The following is a 17,841-nucleotide window of genomic DNA, read 5'->3' as shown; positions in this document are numbered from 1 at the left end:
AACTGAGAAAATATATAAAAAATTTTTATTTAAATATCATTTTTATATTTAATTCAGTTGTCGACCCAAATTCTACATTCTCTTAGCCGACTGAACTCTATCTAAATCATTTAATTTAGCAATCATTCTATTCATTGATTCGACATTGACAATCATCATGTCAATATCAATTATCGACAAATCCTTTGAGCGATCAATATGAGAGCGAACACCTAACACATTAATTTTTTCGTTGGCAATAATGGTCGTTACGTCTCTTAAAAGACCAGAATAATCCTGAGCTACCACTCTTACGGTTATTGTATAACCTCCGGCTGACGTATTGCAGCCCCATTCTGCAGTAACCACTCTTTCAGGATTTTTTTCTTTAAGCTCTGCAAAAGTACTGCAATCCGCTCTATGAATCGAAATGCCTCGACCTTGAGTTACAAAACCGGCAATAGCATCCCCCGGAATCGGCTGACAGCATTTAGCAATATGCGTCATTAAATTACCGACACCGTCAACTATAATGGCGCCTTTATGCTGCTTTCTTTTATTAAGTAAAGAGGCATTTTTAGTTGCCATCAAATCATCAATGCCGATCTCTTTTTCAGCAGCTTTATTTTTTAAAACCCGTTCTTCAAGGTAGCTTATGATCTGATTTAATTTAATATCACCGGCACCTACCCCTGCGTATACATCGTCAACCGTTTTAACGTTAAAACGTGACAATTTATCTTTAATTAAAGACGCGACTTGATCTTTATTTAAATTAAGCTCATGGCGTGAGACTTCTTTTTCTATTAAATCAGAGCCTTCTTCAACATTTTTATCATGATCAACTTTTCTAAACCATGATAAGACTTTAGCGCGTGCTTTTGCCGTACGTAAAAATCCGTTGTCAGGATTTAACCAATCCCGTGAAGGATTGGGATTTTTCTGCGTAATGATTTCAACCTGCTCACCGGTATTAAGCTTATAAGTATAAGGAACAATACGTCCGTCAACTTTAGCACCGATGCAGCGATGCCCTACCATAGTGTGAACCTGATAGGCAAAATCAAGCGGAGTTGAGCCTGTAGGCAAATCAACTACCTCACCGCGCGGCGTAAACACATAAACGCGATCTTCAAAAACTTGGGTACGAAACTCATCAAGAAGAGCACCTGATTCAACCATGTCATCGCGCCAAGCTAAAAGCTTACGCAGCCAATTGATGCGCTGCTCAACACCTGAGCCTTGACCTGAGCCTTCTTTATATTTCCAATGCGCAGCAACACCAAGCTCTGCCATTTGATGCATGGCAGCAGTGCGAATCTGAATCTCTACTGCTTTATGCCCGTCACCGTACACCACGGTATGAATTGACTGGTAACCGTTAGGTTTAGGATTTGCAATATAGTCATCAAATTCACTTGAAATATGATGCCACCTTGTATGAATAATACCTAAAGCAGCATAACAATCCTGAAGCTTTTCAAGAACGACTCGTACCGCACGAACGTCGTAAAGCTCGTTAAACTCCAAATGCTTTTTCTGCATTTTGCGCCAAATGCTGTAAATATGCTTGGGGCGCCCGTAAACTTCACCGTGAATACCCGAACTTTCGAGTAGCTCTTTTAATTCTTTTACAAAATTTTCTATATATCTTTCACGATCAATACGCTTTTCATCAAGCTTATTTGCAATATCTCTATAAATATCAGGATGCAGGCAGCGAAACGCTAAATCCTCAAGTTCCCATTTAAGCTGACCAATGCCTAAGCGGTTAGCAAGAGGCGCGTAAATATTGGCAATTTCTTTAGCAATTAAATTACGAGTCGCAGCATCGGCGTTTTTTGCCGCTCTTATTACCGCGATACGCTCGGCAAGTTTTATTACCACCGCTCTTACATCATCAACCATAGATAAGAGCATGCGTCGTACTCTGTCTACCTGTTGATCGGTGGTTTTATCCGAGTTTAAATTCTGCAGGAAGCGGATTGCCTCCATATCCTTTACGCTATGTAAAAGCTTACAAATGCTTTGCCCGAAGGTCTCCTTAATTTCTTCGTCATTTAAGATTTTCTTTTCATAAGCAGGATACAAAAACGCTACCTGATAAGATTCAAGATCCATGCTTAAGGTAAGTAAAATCGAGACGATTTCAGCTGTTAAGCGTGAGTAATTATCAATGACCGTTTTATCAGTTGCGTGCATCTTATCTAAAACATAAAGGTAAGTGCGGTGCAGAATATCTTTTTCACTTGCAGGCAGATCTAATCTTTCACCCCAAGTTTCAAAATTAAACGAGGCACTATGAGTTTCACGTAAAGCGACCACTTAGATTTTCCTCACAAAGAAAAAACAGTCATTAGCTCAATATGGGACGTACGCGGGAACATGTCAAGAGCTCCCCATGCAGTTATTTTATACCCTGATTTAATTAATTCACGAATATCGCGTGACGCAGCTAAAGGATTGCACGAAATCATTACAATCTGTGGAATTTTAAGCTTTGAAACAAACAAAGTGGCACGTTTTGCTCCCATACGCCCCGGATCTAAAACCACGGCATCATATTTGATTTTTGCCCATTGCTGTTTTTCAAACTCATCCTCAAGATCGGCAACTGCAAATTTAGCGTTTTTAAGATTGTTTAACTCTGCATTCTTTTGCGCATCTTTAATCATTGATGACACGATATCAATGCCAAGGACTTCGGCTCCTTCTTTTGCCAAAGGCAAAGTAAAATTGCCAAGACCACAGAAAAGATCTAAAACTTTCATGTTGGGCTGCGGTTTTACCGCATCTAAAACCAGATTTATAAGATCTTTATTGACTTCTTTATTAACCTGCACAAAAGCTGTAGGTTTACAAATGATTTTACAATCAGAAGCGTTTATAAAAAGCTTATCAGCGTTATCCGTAAGTAAAACCTCACGAACTTGTTCACTTGAATCAATTTCATGTTGATAAGGAACACCGACGCTTATTACATAAGAATTATCTTTACCAAAAGAGCTAATAAGGTCTAAATCAATATCAGGAAGATTTTCAGTTACCCTTAAAAAGATACCCAATGCTCCATCTGAATCTATAAATTCTAGATGACCTAAATTACGCTTACCCTGAAGCTTGTTTAAAAGCTCAACAACTTTAGCTATTGCTTCATTTATTCTTTCACTTAAAACCTTACAGGTTGTAAGTGAAACTAATTTTTGCGATTTTCCTTCTCTAAAACCGACCGTAACTTTGCCATGATCGATACGAATCGCTAACCGACAAGCGCGGCGATAATTTAACGCATTGCTTGTTACAACAAAAGACGGAGTTTCATTAAGCAAAACTCCTGATTTTTTTAAAAGCTGATAAAGCCCTTTTACTTTATAGGACAAGAGCTCATCTTCTTTTACATAGGCTAAAGGGCAACCGCCGCAGCTTTCTTCAAGAGGACATTGAGGTTGTACTCTTTTATCTGATTTATAAATGTACTTAGTTACTTTTGCTTCACCAATTTTATCTTTGACTATGACAGGTGACACACGGGCTTTCTCACCTGGGATTAAATTAGAAATAAACCATGTTTTATTATCATTTTTAGCAACACCGCGCCCTTGCAAATCTAAATCTATGCATTCAACTTCAAAAGCTTTTTGCGTAACTGTTTTTGCTTTAGGTTTATAAAAAGTAACCATTTATTTATCCTTTGACTGTAAAAACGCCCGATAATAAGCACGACTTTTTATTTCTTTATTATTTAATAGCATTGATAAAGCTTTATTCGTAATTTTTTGCGCACATTTTAAAACATCAATGCTTAGATATTGCTTATTTAAAAGCATGATAAGCTTTTCGCCCGGAAAAACTTCAGAAAAATCCACAGATTCAGAGACTGATTCATAATCGGAAATTTTAATAAAACCGATATCAGGCAAAAAATGGTAAAACAAGCCAGACTGCAAAGCATTGCCTTCTTTATCTTCAAAACATATTCCGTAACCCAAAGAATCTAAAAGCGCAAATTCAAACTCACGTAATGCCTTATCTAATGCCTCTTTTTCATATATACCTTTTAAAGTTTCAAGGTAGGAGGCAAATAATTTAGGATCGGAATCCTTACTTTTATATAAATAATATAAAAGCTCATTTAAATATGATGCGCAGAAAACTTCAGGAACGGAAAAAGAAATAAGCTCGCCGCTTGGTTCAACATCATAAACTTGCCATAAATCAGATTTTCCCTGCTTAAATGACACGTTAAGAGGGAAAAACGGCTGCAGTAAATATTTAAAAGGAGAACGTCCCGTTTTTACTCTTTTTGCAATTGCCGAAACCCTGCCATGATTTAAAGTAAAAAACTCGACAAGTAAACTATGCTCTTGATATTCTCGCGAGTGAATCACAAAGGCAGGGCTTGGTGGCAATAAGGTCAACATCAGACCTATTTATCCTCAAAATCAGCGTAACCAAGACTCTTTAAAGCACGCTCGTCATCAGCCCATCCGGCTTTGACTTTAACAAAGAGATTTAAAAACACCTTACAGTCAAAAAGCTTTTCCATATCAATGCGGGCATCAGTACCTATTCTCTTGATACGTGAGCCACCAGCTCCGATAACCATTTTCTTTTGTCCTGCACGCTCAACTAAAATCACAGCACTGATTTTAATAAGATTATCTTCTTCTTTAAATTCTTCAATCTCAACTGTCGCACTATACGGAAGCTCATCTCCCATCTGACGCATCAGTTTCTCACGGATAAGCTCAGCTGCCATAAAGCGGGACGACCTGTCGGTAATGCTGTCCTCAGAAAAGCAATGTGGGCCTTCAGGCAAGGACTCAAACACAAGTTTTTTAAGATCGTCTAAATTAGTTGAACGTAAAGCTGAAACAGGAACAATTGCTTTAAAGTTTACTCTCTTACTTAAGCGTTCAATTAAAGGCAGCAGTGTTGTTTTATCATGTACTTTATCAATTTTGTTGATAACTAAAACCACTGGAACATTGGTATTTTCAATTTTTGAAAATACCATTTCATCATCATCCGTCCATAACGTGGCATCAACTACCAACAAGATAAGCTCAACATCACCAAGCGCACTTTCGGCTGCTCGATTCATTAAACGATTAATAGCTCTTTTTTCTTCTTTATGTAGTCCTGGGGTGTCAACAAATACCGCCTGATACTCACCTTGTGTATCAATACCCAAAACACGATTACGGGTGGTCTGCGGACGACGCGAGGTAATACTTACCTTCTGTCCTATAAGATGATTCATCAAGGTCGACTTTCCGACATTGGGTCGACCGATAAGAGCTACAAAACCGAATTTTGAGCTATTCACCATGAAGATAACCTTTTGAATACTTAAATTTTCAAATTAAAAATAATGTGAATTATAATAGCATATAGTGTTTTATACCTATCATATTAGTTAGTCGAAGAGAAAACAATGCTGCCTATTTTTCTTGTAAGTCTTGAACACCATCAAAATCGTCGTGATAAGGTTTTTGCCGGTTTACAAAAATACGGCATTAATGATGCTATTTGGTTTCCGGCCGTTAACGGCAACAAAGAAGATTTAAGTAAATTTAATATCGATCGCACCAAGCATCAAAGATTTTGGCATAACAGTATTTCCTGCTGTTCATATAACCGTGTTTATTCTAACGGTGAGTACGGCTGCGCTCTATCTCATTTACATCTTTATCAAAAAATCGTCGATGAAAATATCGCTGTTGCTTTAATTATTGAAGATGATGTAGTTCCGCTTAATGCAGATGTCGCTGCGTTTTTAGAACAAATAAAAGATGTTCAAGAAAAAACTGGATTTGAGATCCTCTTTTTAGATTATGAAGATAAACTCAATTCCTTTAGCAAAGAGACAATTTCTTTTGGCAACATTCAAGTAAAGAGGATCGGAATTCCCAACTGGGATTGGCTTTTTAATCGCCGCAAAAATGTTTACAGAACATCTGCATACATCATTACCAAAGAAGGAGCTAAAAAGCTTTTAGCTAAAGGATATCCGGTAAGAATGCCTGCTGATATTCTGTCAGGACTTATTGCCTACAATAAGCTTAACGCATGGAAAACTCTTCCCATTACATTCATCCCGACAGGAGAGCCGTCACAGCTTCAAAGATTCACCACTCTTCCTGAAAATCAAAAATCGTGGCTGAGAAAAAACCTAACCCTAAAAAATTTAAAACGGGTCTTAAAATCACTTTTTAGCAGTCAAAAAGTCTAACAAATGCTGTGCCGCAACTTGTTCGGCACGGCGTTTTGACGATCCTTTACCTGAGAACATCTCACTAACCCCTTCAACGCATACCTCAACGGTAAATACCTGATCGTTATCCGTTCCCGAGATATTTACTACTTTATACTGCGGCAACGGTTTATGCTGTGACTGAAGTAACTCTTGCAATGACGATTTCGGATCTTTTTGATTAATTTTAGGATTTATAGTCTTTAAACGGCTATGGAACCAGCTTAAAACGATTTGTCTTACCGTATCAAACTCTTCACCGCTGTCTAAATACATAGCGGCAATCACCGATTCAACAGCATCGGCAAGAAGCGAATCGCGACGCGCGCCTCCGGTTTTAAGTTCACCTGGGCCTAATCTCAAGCAATTGCCAAGACCAAACTCACGGGCAAGCTCAGCAAGAGTTGTTTCACGTACCAAAGATGAACGCATTCTGGTTAAATCGCCTTCAGGGTTATGCGGAAACATCTCATAAAGCTTTTTGGCTATTATCATACCTAAGATTGAGTCACCTAAAAACTCAAGTCTTTCATTGTGCACGGGACCAAAGCTTCTGTGCGTTAACGCCTGTTCAAGCAATGACAGATTCTGAAAAGAATAGCCTATGGTAATTTCCAATTGATGTAAGGCAAAGATATTTTTAGTTACTGCCATCTTTTACTCCTTAATCAATTCCGCCGATTCGGGAGAAACGAATTGAGCTTGGAATAAAGCTTGGCAATATATCATCAGGCCCGTTATTAAATTCAAAAGAAAGCCAAATGCCTATGGTTTTACCGATTAGATATTCTTCAGGCACAAATCCCCAGAAGCGACTGTCACGGCTATTGTCGCGGTTATCGCCCATCACAAAATAATGACCTTCAGGCACAATCCAAGAACCTAAGGTGGAGCCCGGCTGCCTATAGTAGTACTGTAAAAATTCAGGTGCACGGGGATTTATCATCGCCTCATGATTTACCTTGCCTAATTTTTCTTTAAATAAGACATAATTTTCCGCAAAGCCAAAACTCTCTTCGCTGTATGTTCCGATTTCTTCAACTTCAAGTCCTACAGGACTGTCACAGCTATCGGCAGTACAGGCTTTTCTTAGATAAATTTTCTTGTTGCGGTAAATTACTTCATCACCTGGTACTCCCACCACGCGCTTTATGTAGTCAACGTTAGTGTCCTCAGGGTATTTAAACACCACTACATCGCCGCGCTCAGGCTTTCCCGTCTCAATTAAAGTTTTATTGGTTAAAGGATCGCGTATACCGTAACTCCATTTAGTCACGGCGATAAAATCTCCTGACAAAAGAGTCGGCATCATCGAACCTGACGGAATGCGAAAAGGCTCAATGAAAAAGGAGCGGAATAAAAACACGAATAAAATGATGGGAAATAAAGAAGCTATCTGACCTAAAAGACCGGTAGGCTCCATCAGCTTTTTAAGCTCTTTTTTGTCAGCATCAGGCTTTGCCTTTAAAAAAGCTTCTTTATTTAACTTGCGCTTTGGCCGCAGCTTAAAAAGGTCATAGAAAAAAGCCACTCCCGTAACTATGGTAGCAATTAATAAAATCAATGCAAAGGTATTCAAGTTTTACTCCTTTCCGACTTTAAGGATGGCAAGGAAAGCTTCCTGTGGCACTTCTACGCGACCTAACTGCTTCATGCGCTTTTTACCTGCCTTCTGCTTTTCAAGAAGCTTGCGCTTACGAGTGATGTCACCGCCATAACATTTTGCCAACACGTCTTTTCTTAAAGCTTTAACCGTACAGCGGGCAATGATTTGACCGCCGATTGCCGCCTGAATGGCGATATCAAACATCTGACGGGGAATAAGCTCTTTCATCTTTTCAACTAAGGCGCGGCCGCGGGACTGCGCAATTGAGCGGTGCACGATAATGGCAAGAGCGTCAACACGTTCATTGGCAATAAGGATATCAACACGCACCAAATCACCGCGTTCAAAGCGTTTAAAACCGTAATCAAGCGAAGCGTAACCGCGGGATACGGATTTTAACCTGTCAAAGAAATCAAGCACAACCTCGGACATCGGCAGCTCATAAGTAAGCGCCACCTGATCGCCGTGATAAACCATTGAGGTCTGCACGCCGCGTTTTTCCTGACATAAGGTCATAACGGGACCGACATAGCCTGTCGGCATCAGCATGCGGCATTCGGCAATCGGCTCACGGATTTCTGAAATATTGCTAATAGGCGGCAATGCTGCCGGACTATCGATATGAATCGTTTCCCCTGAGGTTAAGAGAATTTCATAAACCACGGTAGGCGCCGTGGTAATAAGATTTAAATTATACTCACGCTCAAGACGCTCCTGGATGATTTCCATATGCAGCATGCCAAGGAAGCCGCATCTAAAGCCAAAGCCTAAGGCCTGTGAATTTTCAGGCTCAAAAAACAAGGAAGCATCATTTAAGGAAAGCTTGTCAAGCGCATCTCTAAAAGCGTTGTAGTCATCGGTGTCAACCGGGAACATTCCGGCATAAACCTGAGGTTTGGCCTTTTTAAATCCGGGCAATGGTGATTCAGCTGGATTTCGTGCATGAGTGATGGTATCGCCAACCGGTGCGCCGTGAATGGTTTTAATGCCGCAGACTACCCAACCTACCTCACCGCAGTTTAAGACATCGACGTCAACGCGCTTGGGAGTTGAAATACCAAGACGCTCCACGTCCCAGTTCTGTCCCGTGCTCATGACTTTAATTTTATCGCCTTTCTTTAAGGTGCCGTTTTTAACGCGCACCAAAGACACGACTCCTAAATAATCATCAAAGTATGAGTCAATGATTAAAGCCTGAAGCGGAGCGTTCGGATCGCCTTTAGGCGGAGGAACCATTGCAACCAAGCGTTCAAGAACATCAATAACGCCGACGCCGGTTTTAGCGCTGCAACGGCAGGCATCATGTGCTTCAATGCCGACGATATCTTCAATTTCATCAATTACTTTGTCAGGATCCGCTGCCGGCAAATCGATCTTATTTAATACGGGAATTACCTCTAAATTAAGATCGATAGCCTGATAGCAGTTGGCAAGAGTCTGCGCTTCAACACCCTGTCCTGCGTCAACTACAAGTAAAGCGCCTTCACAGGCAAAAAGCGAACGGGACACTTCGTATGAAAAGTCAACGTGCCCCGGGGTGTCGATGAAGTTTAATTCATAAACGTTGTTATCTTTTGCTTTATATTTTAAAGTCACCGCCTGAGCTTTAATCGTAATACCGCGCTCACGCTCAATATCCATCGAATCAAGAACCTGAGACTGCATTTCACGCTCTGTAAGTCCGCCGCATTCTTGGATAAAGCGATCGGACAGCGTGGATTTGCCATGATCGATATGGGCAATAATGGAAAAGTTACGAACGAAGCTCTGATTGTAAGCAGTTGACATAAAAAACCTTATAAATCGCGATCAGCTGAATTTTTTTATTTTAAATTTTAGAAATAATTTTACTATTTAAGCGCATTAGGCACGTCTGCCGCAGCGCAGCAAGATTTTATCAAATCATAAAGAAAAATAAGCGTTTTTCTATGAAAAAGCCATGCCTTTTTACGCTTATTTTTTCATTTTTACTTTTTAGCTCATGAGCGAGGCAATTCTGACAAAACCGATTCGGCAAAAAGTATCGGAATTTCACCGACTACAGCATACTCATAATCCCCTGAATTTTTCCTTAAGATACTTATCGTACCGTTGGTTAAAGCAGGAATAACTACCGAAGTCTTAGCATTTTTATAGACTCTAAAAGTCGTAAGCCCGTCTGAGAAAAGCTGATACGGAACCAACACTCCGTTATCTTCAATTTCACCTGTCTCAACGAGCTTATATTCTTTGGGAATATTAAGCTCAGGCCAAATTTTGGTAAAAGCGTTTGTACCTTCCTTATTATCCGCAGAATTGTGTCCGTTTAAATTATCAAAAACGCTTAAATCAAGATTTAAGCCGTCAACGGGGCTTACAGAATTTACGGTGATTTTTGAAATTATGCCTGAATTTGGCGATAAGACCGCAAGCTCTACCGGCATCGCGCTGACATCATCTTTAGCAATTAAATAGCCGTAGCGGTATGAATCTTTAGGTGCAAGGCGAATTAAGCTTACCCTTTGACCTGCAACACGCGTTCTTCCGGTCAACACGCAAGAAAAACCGTTTAACTTGGTGTCAGGATTAAAAAGCCTGTCCCAAATTAAAGTCTGATGCCAGGTGAGAGGCCCTGCATATTCCTTATCTTGATTAAAATCAAAACCGACATCGCCTTTTAAGGCATAGCCGCGAATTTCACCATTGAGGTTTTCCCAATAGGAAATGCTTTTATTGTCCTTATAAATATGCAGCAAACGGTGCAATGTCATGCCGGAACTGTTTGACACGCTTACCGTCATTTGATTTTCAGCTTTTAAATAACTGCCGCGCAATTCATTAAAAGCATTAAAGCATTTATCCTCTTCCGTCTCGGCAAAAACATTTGAGGCACAGAAAAAAGTAAGGAGCATTAAAGCTCCTTTTACTAAAAAACGTTTAATCATAGATTTAAGCAACCGTTATTTTAAAGCGGTATTAAGCACATAGCCTTTTACATATGAATTGACGCGCTCTATTTCTTTTTGACGCAACTCTTCAAGCTGCTTAGCGCTTAACTGTCTATGCTCTACTGCAGATACATTCTCACGAGGCACCTGATTCATATGAATGACAGCTTCATGATCGTCACTTTGGAAGCTTGCAAGATTCAAACCGCCGACAGCTCCCATGGTATTGGTAGATGCAGGCTCAATTACGCCTGACATTTCACCGGCGCTGTATGTTTGCCAGCCGACAATGGTAACCATGGCAACGGACGCTGCAACGGCAATTTGAGTAAAGTATAAAGAAACTTTCTTAAAGAAAGCAGGAACCTTAAAGTTTGAAGTATCGGGGGATTCTTTAGGCTGCTCTTCGAGTACTGCCTCTTCCTTAACATCATCAGCAATTGCCGCCATTACATTATCGGCAATTGACATATCGACTTTTTCAGGAAGTTCATCACGTAAAGCGCTGCCGATTAAAGACCAATTCTCAAGATGAGATTTCATTTCCTCATTGTTAAGATTAAGCTCCTTGGTAAATTCTTCTCCGTCATAAACCTCGGAAAGCTTTTCTAAATCGACTGTATTACGCTTAGCGTCTGTCATATAAATTCTCCTCAGTTGCCTGAGATTTTCGCCATCTGTTCCTCAATGAACTGTCTGGCTCTAAAAATTCGGGATCGAACCGTGCCGATCGGAGTTTTCATGATTTCGGCAATCTCATCATAAGACTTGCCTTCTATTTCCCTAAGCATAATTGCCTGCTTAAGGTCGCTCGGCAGTTCGTTTAAAGCTTTAAAAATTACTCTTTTAAGCTCATCCGACTCGATAAGTCGGTCAGGAGATTCATTGGAGGTTAAAACTCCTTGAGTGTCTTGAGATTCAAATTCAGGTGCATCGACGTCTACAGCGTAGCGATGCTTTGAGTTGCTCTCAAGAAAGCTCTTTGCCGTGTTGACCGTAATACGGTAAATCCACGTATAAAAAGAGCACTCTCCTCTAAAACTGCCTATTGCTCTGTATGCTTTAATAAAAGCTTCCTGAGCTATATCGCTGGCGTCTGCCTGATTATTCGTAAACTTTAAAGCGACGTCGCGAATTTTGTGCTGATACTTGATAACCAACAGGTTATAAGCCTGGGAATTGCCTTTTTGGACTTGTTCAACGATTAGAGCATCGTTTTGCGCTTTGTCGTTAAACATCTGATTTTCCATCAATCCAATTCCTACACACTATTTAAGACTGGGAGAATTAAAAAAAGTTTCAAAAAATTTTTCAAAGTATACAAAAATTTATCAAGAGAGGGAAAGAAAAGTCTAAAACATATAATAAGAAGAACCTCCGCATACGCAGAGAAAACATCGTTTTGATAAGCACGGACACTTTTATCAGGGAAACACCTCCGCGTATGCGGAGAAAACTCTTTAAGAGCATCTTTTTTTAATCGGTTAAACAAATTAGAAAATTCATCTTTTTCAATAAGATTTAATTCGTATAATCTACGTAAAATTACTAAAGAGCTCACATGAAATTTAAAAACTAAACTAACAATCAAGTCATACAAACTGAGCTTATAATTTTGCTCATAAAGTAATTTCAACTTATCTTCGGGTACAAGAAAATTTGCAGCAACGGCATTACACTACTTTTCAATTTGACTGCTTACAAATATGTCTTCCATAGCTTCATTTGAAATGCCGCTTTCACCCAACATAATATGAGCCAATTCATGAATCATCGTAAAAATCTGTGCAGAAACGCTATCGGAAGAATTTATAAAAATAAGCGGCGCATACGGATCGGATAAAGCAAATCCGCGAAATTCATTTATATCTAATGGCCTAGTATTGTTATTTCCTACCGTAGAACTAATAAAAACAAGCACTCCGGCCTGTTCAATTACTGCTCTTAAATATCTGCGGTAATCATCTGCCTTAGATAAATCTTTCTCTTTATAATTCAAATAAATTTTTAATTTTTCAGCTGCATCTTTGGGATCTTCATCTAAATTACTTTTATTTACTAAAGAACATTTTTCCAGATCGTTTTCCTCAGCGTATTCAGTAAACCAATCCTGCTGAAGCTGACATTGATTAATAACATTCCTTAAATTCAAGCTTATCTTTTTAGCAACTTTATTATTTAATGTTCTAAAATCTTTTATAGGCAAAGACTCTTCAAAAGGCTCATTCAAAAATAAAAAACCTAGCGGAATATGAACATGATTAGCTATTTCTGTAGCTTGCTTCATGGTTAATTTAATATCTAAATCGCTTATTCTATTTTTATATCCCGGATACTTTACAAAAAGTTCGGACAAAGAAAGACCTGCCCTTTTATAGGCCCACTCAAGCACGTTCAGCTTTATCGGCAAATAAACGGTCATATTATGGTCTCTCTCTAAAACTCCTCTATAAAAAATTTACACCTTATATCAAAATTGTTTATTAAAAATCTAATTTTAGGTTCTCAATATTACGAAAAAATAAACACAAAAAATCTTTCAACGAAAAATGTTGCAAATTATAAAATTAAGCTTATCCGCATAGAAATAACTATTTGTAAAATTTAAGAAAAATTGAAATGTTGCATAAATGTTGTATCAATAACTTGATTTTCAGCAATAAAAATTTAACTCCAAGACTTTCAGGCAAATACTTCAATTTCATTTTTACATTGGAACGTCAAGTTAATAATGTTTTTTATTTAAAAATGCCTACCCATCAACATCAAAAGACACGACAAAATTAATGCCGCAAAATAAATACCTGCAATAAAGTAGCCGTATGACATGATCTTCTTACGTTTTATCGGATCTTTTACAATCACGTATCCCCAAAAAGCACACACGCAAATACCGCCCATAGCGATATAAAACAACACATTGGTAACGAAACTAAAAAGAGACTGTGCCATTTACTTTTCCAATGAATTTAATAACTAAGACTTTCTTTTTAAATTTTACAATGTAACCCACATTGAGCAGTAATTTTTAGGATTATTTAATCCTATCGGTTACCGCTTGATAATTTAGCATGTGCACAATTGTTCAATCTTTGCAAGATGTTTTTATTGAAATTGTATGATAAAGATCACCGTCATTAATACTTATCTCTAAAATATGATGATTTGATCAAATTTTCTCTCTACCGGTGGTTTCAGCATTGTTTTTAAGGCAAATTATCCTTGAATAACAAAGGAGTTTTGCATGACTGTCCGCCGTCCTCACCGCAGAGTAGATTTAACCTCAGATATCCGCTTCAACGGTAATAACCTTGATGCCGCCGCTTTGTTCGGCAGCCGATGTGCAGTCACTTCTCAATCTCTCGACTCCACCGGCTTGGTTGCGGGCATGTTCGATTATTTAGGTCTTGAAGAGCTTATTGATACATATATCGGCAAAGCAGGCTCACACGTTAAAGTAAATTGCGGAGCCGTTACCAAGGCGTTGGTGATGCAGCTGTTAAACGTACCGTATCAAACCTTGCTCGGCACTGTGGAATTCTATAAGCGTCGTCCCTTATGTGCATTACTCAATCAGGACATTATGCCTGAAGATTTAAACCGGCATGTGTTAAGCCGTTATTTGGATGAAGTGTATGAGCTTGGGGCGGAGAAATTGTTTGTACTGTGTGCCCGAAAGGCGGCACGCAAACTTGATTTGAAAATAAGCAAAGCGCACATTGATTCAACCTCCTTTCACTATGACGGCAGTGAAAAAGATGAGGAAGAATGCAGTTTGCGTATTGCTGCGGGATATTCCCGTGACCACAGACCGGATTTGCCGCAGGTTATTTCCTTAATGATAAGTGACGGCGGCAGCAAACTGCCCTTATATCAAAGAGCGGTAAGCGGCAATACTCATGACAACAAATCATTTTGGGAAACGCTGACGCAGGCATGGCCGTTAATCATAGAGCAGTTTAAAGACTTGAAATATCTTGTCGGCGACAGTGCATTATATTCGGAAGAAAACTTCATCAAAGCCTATGAGAACAACATCAAAATCGTTACCCGGGTACCTGACGGCACTAATCTTGCCAAAAAGTGCTTTGCTCAAGCATTAAACGCAGCCGGAGCAATGACGGACATCAATCCTGAAGTTCCTGACGGAGTTAAATGCATGTGGTGTGAAGACGCCGTAGTCGGAGGACAAAACATCAGGCTTTTGCTTATCGACAACCGCAATCTTAAAGAGCAAAAGACCGCCGCGGTACAACGCAGGGCACAAAAAGAATACGAAAAGCTGACGCAAAAACTTAAGAAACTGTCCACTGACCCGTGTCAATGCCGTAAAGACGCGGAAAAAGCCGTAGAGAAACTGCTTAAAAGCTGCAAATTATGCGTCCTATCCGGCATCGGATACGAAGAGGTATACAAACATACCTCCCGCGGACGCCCCCATAAAGGAGAGCCGGCTCCGACCGTACTGGCCTGTGTAAAGGTTACGGGGAAGGTAATGATAAATGAAAATGCGGTAAAAGCAGCAATCGCTCAGGAAACCTTATACCTGATTGCCACCAATGATACTAAGCGGGAATGGACGCCTGCCGAATTGCTCGGCACCTATAAACGACAAAGCGTTATTGAGAGGCATTGGCGTCTGCTTAAAGATCCGACGCTGTTTCTCGATGCTCTTTACCTTAAGACACCGCACCGCATTACGGCTCTGCTGTGGGTGATGTCTACAGCGTTATTGGTTTATTCATGCCTTGAATACCGGGTACGCATGGTAATGGCATCCAAGCAGTTGACCATCCTCGATCCTGAACATAAAAAAGAACAGAATCAGCCGACGCTTAAGCGTTTATTTAAATATATGGAGAACAACAATCTGAGTCTTAATTATGTTGCCCTTACCGGCAGGCTGCATGTATCGGGATTGACGCAGCCTTTGATGCAGCTTTTGGCGGCTTTGGGGATTGAGACAGCGAAATATTACAGTCCGCTGCAATATGAGCCTTATCTTGATCCGGACTCCGGGCAGGATTTTTAAAAACTAATCTGATGGCTATAATAAAAAAATATTAATAGAAATTACTGCTCAATGTGGGATGTAAGGCTTTTGCTTTCACCAAAACTTTAAATTAATCGCGCTTTTAACTATAAAGCTTTACTATTCCTGCACATCGCCGTCAAAACTGTCAAGCGAAATATCAGGAAGCTCTTCTTTATAGTAAGGGGCATTTAATACCGCATTAGTCTGCATGATGGCGGCAACGCCCTTTACCATATAAGCTCGCCATGCCGGAATTTTATGCGTATCCACAAGAGATTTTAAATATTTATCAAGCTCATCATAATAAATCTGCCATTTGTCACTTAAAGCTTTAAGCACCAACGCGTCATCTTTCGATACCGCGTCAATTGCGGCCAAGCGGTTATTAAGCTCCAGTTGATAGGTGTTATATAAGCTTCTTTCTTCAAACGAACAGATATCCTGATCGCGGCTTGAAATGCAGTCACGCAGCAAAAAGTAATCACCAAAACCATAAATTTTATATGCTGACAGCATCGGCAGGCTTAATCCCGTAAGCAGGTGATCGCCCACTGCGTCATCCACGCTTTCGGAGTAAAAAATGGATTTCTGCCAATCTTTGGCATAGTCATCCCATTTTTCTCTTAATAAATGATACTCATCATTAATTAAATCGCTTTGTTTTAAAGTTTGGCGTATCGCGTCCACGCATTCATTTGATGCATAGAAAAACTCATCACCGCGCACGCCGTCAAAATAAGCGCATTTTTTCTCAAGCGCATCATCCGTGCTGTACTTATTATCCGTACCCTGCACGAACATTTGATCTTGCTTTAATTCAATCGGCTGCGGCTTGCCGGCGAGTATCCACAGTCTTAACAACATGCTGCGGTATAAAAGCGGACGCAATGCCTGCGCTTCTTTAATTAAAGGCAAGGACACGCTTAAATCACGATAAAAATTACGCCACTCGGATATTGCCTTTTCAATAAGCTTGTCAACGTTATCGTCACTTGAACGCAACAATACCGACATATACTTTAAAGTCTCGACGTCATAACGTGAATCGGTGTTATATAAAAGCGTCGTCGGATCTTCCTCAAGATCCAAAACCGCGAAATAGCTTGCAGGATAATTGGTAAGCTTGCGCGATCCTAATATCGAGTAAAGCGCCAAATACCAATCATAATCATCAACCTCAGATGCAATCTCAGACTCAACCTTAGGCTTTTGCGGATCTTCTTTGGTCTTTAAAGCGCTTAAAGCCTCATTCCAGGTACTGCGATATTTAGCATATGACGAATCCTTACCGTGAAAGAGCTTATCCAAAAAAGAAAGAGGCTCAAAACCGATAGCCGCAAAACGTAAATCAAGCGCCTGCTTGCACTTATCGCTTAAATTAAAGCTATAGGCTTTATCGCTGCCGCGCGTACAGACATCATCAAGCTTACTTACCGAATCATCAATAAAACCGCTTCTTGGCCATAAAATCGCAGAAACAAGCGGCGACTCACACTTAAAATCTTCATTGACGCAAAGGTACCCGCACTCGGCGGCTATCTGCTTAATCGTTACGTCCGCTCCGTACACCGGAATATTTAAAACCTGCGGAATTCCCAAAAACTCGGCATCGTCCTTTTCAAATTCAATAGATAAGTCAGGAGCATCCGGCAAGTTCACGAATACGGAAGGGTCAAGCTGAAAATCAAGGGTATTGCCGTTTAACTCGGCAAAAGCCTGCGTGGTGTCGCCTGCTGACGATACTTTTACTTTAAAAAAGGCGGAATATTCTAAAGGTTCGGGGAAAATTAGGGAAAAACGATAATTAATCGGCTCGTTTCTTGCGCACAGCACAATCTGCAGCTGAATTTTCTCGGGAGTGTTGATAAAAGCGGCAATTTCCGAGGTGCCGTCATCATAGTCGATTCTGCCTGCTTCCCATGACTCCACAGCCACCGCGACAGGAGCTATCAGCATGAAAAGAAACAGAAAAATTAATTTCATAAGTTATAAATAATCCAATAAATTTGCCCCCATATATTAATGCTTTTTTTAACTT

Annotated in this window: 15 protein-coding genes; 2 read left to right on the top strand and 13 right to left on the bottom strand. The window is 39.9% G+C overall.

Annotated features, from left to right (window positions below; translation table 11 throughout):
- Window positions 1-72: 72 nt before the first annotated feature.
- The 4 genes from relA to era are packed head-to-tail and all read right to left on the bottom strand — an operon-like array spanning window position 73 to window position 5,311.
- Window positions 73-2,304: a GTP diphosphokinase gene (gene relA / locus QZ019_RS00705; RefSeq protein ID WP_295481612.1), complete on the bottom strand. Its 2,232-nt coding sequence runs from the start codon at window positions 2,302-2,304 to the stop codon at window positions 73-75.
- A gap of 11 nt (window positions 2,305-2,315) precedes the next feature.
- Window positions 2,316-3,659: a 23S rRNA (uracil(1939)-C(5))-methyltransferase RlmD gene (gene rlmD / locus QZ019_RS00700; RefSeq protein WP_295481610.1), complete on the bottom strand. Its 1,344-nt coding sequence runs from the start codon at window positions 3,657-3,659 to the stop codon at window positions 2,316-2,318.
- Entirely contained in the window at window positions 3,660-4,400 is a 741-nt protein-coding gene (gene recO / locus QZ019_RS00695) for a DNA repair protein RecO (protein ID WP_295481608.1), read from the bottom strand.
- A gap of 5 nt (window positions 4,401-4,405) precedes the next feature.
- A complete protein-coding gene (gene era, locus QZ019_RS00690) occupies window positions 4,406-5,311 on the bottom strand; it encodes a GTPase Era (RefSeq protein WP_295481607.1) in 906 nt (301 codons plus the stop codon).
- Window positions 5,312-5,416: 105 nt separating this feature from the next.
- Here era and QZ019_RS00685 point away from each other — a divergent pair, with 105 nt between their 5' ends.
- Window positions 5,417-6,214 carry a glycosyltransferase family 25 protein gene (locus QZ019_RS00685; RefSeq protein ID WP_295481606.1) on the top strand — a complete coding sequence of 266 codons (798 nt, stop codon included), beginning with the start codon at window positions 5,417-5,419 and terminating at the stop codon, window positions 6,212-6,214.
- Here QZ019_RS00685 and rnc read toward each other — a convergent pair.
- The 8 genes from rnc to QZ019_RS00645 form a co-directional block, all read right to left on the bottom strand.
- A complete protein-coding gene (gene rnc / locus QZ019_RS00680; protein WP_295481604.1) occupies window positions 6,188-6,889 on the bottom strand; it encodes a ribonuclease III in 702 nt (233 codons plus the stop codon). The genes QZ019_RS00685 and rnc overlap by 27 nt on opposite strands.
- 10 nt (window positions 6,890-6,899) lie before the next feature.
- On the bottom strand, window positions 6,900-7,814 hold the full coding sequence (gene lepB, locus QZ019_RS00675) for a signal peptidase I (protein ID WP_295481602.1): 915 nt from the start codon (window positions 7,812-7,814) through the stop codon (window positions 6,900-6,902).
- 3 nt (window positions 7,815-7,817) lie between these two features.
- The gene (gene lepA, locus QZ019_RS00670; RefSeq protein ID WP_295481600.1) at window positions 7,818-9,629 is read right to left on the bottom strand and encodes a translation elongation factor 4; all 1,812 of its coding nucleotides are present in this window, start codon (window positions 9,627-9,629) and stop codon (window positions 7,818-7,820) included.
- A 191-nt stretch (window positions 9,630-9,820) separates the two neighbouring features.
- Window positions 9,821-10,732, bottom strand: coding sequence for a MucB/RseB C-terminal domain-containing protein (locus tag QZ019_RS00665; RefSeq protein WP_295481598.1), 912 nt, complete (start codon window positions 10,730-10,732; stop codon window positions 9,821-9,823).
- A gap of 48 nt (window positions 10,733-10,780) precedes the next feature.
- A complete protein-coding gene (locus QZ019_RS00660; protein WP_295481597.1) occupies window positions 10,781-11,410 on the bottom strand; it encodes an RseA family anti-sigma factor in 630 nt (209 codons plus the stop codon).
- Between the two features lie 11 nt (window positions 11,411-11,421).
- Entirely contained in the window at window positions 11,422-12,018 is a 597-nt protein-coding gene (gene rpoE, locus QZ019_RS00655) for an RNA polymerase sigma factor RpoE (RefSeq protein ID WP_009143639.1), read from the bottom strand.
- Window positions 12,019-12,446: 428 nt separating this feature from the next.
- Entirely contained in the window at window positions 12,447-13,124 is a 678-nt protein-coding gene (locus QZ019_RS00650; RefSeq protein WP_295481595.1) for an ImmA/IrrE family metallo-endopeptidase, read from the bottom strand.
- 386 nt (window positions 13,125-13,510) lie between these two features.
- Entirely contained in the window at window positions 13,511-13,720 is a 210-nt protein-coding gene (locus QZ019_RS00645; protein ID WP_295481593.1) for a hypothetical protein, read from the bottom strand.
- Between the two features lie 292 nt (window positions 13,721-14,012).
- Here QZ019_RS00645 and QZ019_RS00640 point away from each other — a divergent pair, with 292 nt between their 5' ends.
- Window positions 14,013-15,800 carry an IS1634 family transposase gene (locus tag QZ019_RS00640; RefSeq protein WP_295481591.1) on the top strand — a complete coding sequence of 596 codons (1,788 nt, stop codon included), beginning with the start codon at window positions 14,013-14,015 and terminating at the stop codon, window positions 15,798-15,800.
- Window positions 15,801-15,920: 120 nt separating this feature from the next.
- Here the strand turns inward: QZ019_RS00640 and QZ019_RS00635 are convergent, their stop codons facing one another.
- On the bottom strand, window positions 15,921-17,786 hold the full coding sequence (locus tag QZ019_RS00635; protein ID WP_295481590.1) for a hypothetical protein: 1,866 nt from the start codon (window positions 17,784-17,786) through the stop codon (window positions 15,921-15,923).
- Window positions 17,787-17,841 lie beyond the last annotated feature (55 nt).

It is taken from the genome of uncultured Succinatimonas sp., from assembly GCF_905203285.1.
GTDB lineage: Bacteria > Pseudomonadota > Gammaproteobacteria > Enterobacterales > Succinivibrionaceae > Succinatimonas.
The sequence above is the reverse complement of the archived record's forward strand: the minus strand, read 5'-3'. Positions and strand labels throughout refer to the sequence as shown.

What these genes read in the sequence shown, in the direction of transcription:
- QZ019_RS00640 (WP_295481591.1), top strand. Translation starts at nt 14,013, where the DNA reads ATGACTGTCCGCCGTCCTCACCGCAGAGTAGATTTAACCTCAGATATC.
- era (WP_295481607.1), bottom strand. Translation starts at nt 5,311, where the DNA reads ATGGTGAATAGCTCAAAATTCGGTTTTGTAGCTCTTATCGGTCGACCC.
- rlmD (WP_295481610.1), bottom strand. Translation starts at nt 3,659, where the DNA reads ATGGTTACTTTTTATAAACCTAAAGCAAAAACAGTTACGCAAAAAGCT.
- recO (WP_295481608.1), bottom strand. Translation starts at nt 4,400, where the DNA reads ATGTTGACCTTATTGCCACCAAGCCCTGCCTTTGTGATTCACTCGCGA.
- rnc (WP_295481604.1), bottom strand. Translation starts at nt 6,889, where the DNA reads ATGGCAGTAACTAAAAATATCTTTGCCTTACATCAATTGGAAATTACC.
- QZ019_RS00660 (WP_295481597.1), bottom strand. Translation starts at nt 11,410, where the DNA reads ATGACAGACGCTAAGCGTAATACAGTCGATTTAGAAAAGCTTTCCGAG.
- QZ019_RS00665 (WP_295481598.1), bottom strand. Translation starts at nt 10,732, where the DNA reads ATGCTCCTTACTTTTTTCTGTGCCTCAAATGTTTTTGCCGAGACGGAA.
- rpoE (WP_009143639.1), bottom strand. Translation starts at nt 12,018, where the DNA reads ATGGAAAATCAGATGTTTAACGACAAAGCGCAAAACGATGCTCTAATC.
- QZ019_RS00645 (WP_295481593.1), bottom strand. Translation starts at nt 13,720, where the DNA reads ATGGCACAGTCTCTTTTTAGTTTCGTTACCAATGTGTTGTTTTATATC.
- lepA (WP_295481600.1), bottom strand. Translation starts at nt 9,629, where the DNA reads ATGTCAACTGCTTACAATCAGAGCTTCGTTCGTAACTTTTCCATTATT.
- QZ019_RS00685 (WP_295481606.1), top strand. Translation starts at nt 5,417, where the DNA reads ATGCTGCCTATTTTTCTTGTAAGTCTTGAACACCATCAAAATCGTCGT.
- QZ019_RS00635 (WP_295481590.1), bottom strand. Translation starts at nt 17,786, where the DNA reads ATGAAATTAATTTTTCTGTTTCTTTTCATGCTGATAGCTCCTGTCGCG.